This is a genomic window from Pedococcus sp. P1_H8 (genome assembly GCF_056405175.1).
In genome coordinates this window covers 1-388 of record NZ_JBFUCP010000389.1, presented here as the reverse complement: position 1 = coordinate 388, position 388 = coordinate 1, and the positions used below count along the sequence as shown (strand labels likewise).

Here is a 388-nt window from a genome sequence, read left to right as displayed (position 1 = left end):
CGGCTACGGCCTGGACCGGCTGCGCGAGATCACCCAGGTGCCACTCACCGGACGATCGGCCGACGGCCACCACCTGCACGAGTCGCTGGATCTGCTCTTCCGGCTCGTCAACAACGGGCACCACGCTGGCGACGAGGACGGCGACGGGCTCGTGTTCGAAGCGATGCGCTCGGACCTCTTCGATCCCGCCCGCACCCCGCTGATCGACGAGGCACGGATCAGCAACCGGGTGCTGCAGGAGGTGCTTACGCTTCTTCTGCTGTCGAAGCCGTCGAAGAACAAGAACAAGCAGCGCGGGTATATCTCCTACGCGCAGCTCGGTATCAACCAGCTCGGCGCTGTATACGAGGGATTGATGTCGTACTCCGGCCTGATCGCGGACGACGAC

At 64.4% G+C, this 388-nt stretch carries 1 protein-coding gene; it reads left to right on the top strand.

Going from position 1 to position 388, the window contains the following annotated elements; translation table 11 throughout:
• Window positions 1-388: hypothetical protein (locus tag AC1DYG_RS20500; protein WP_477641672.1), on the top strand; the 388-nt coding region annotated here is incomplete at both ends.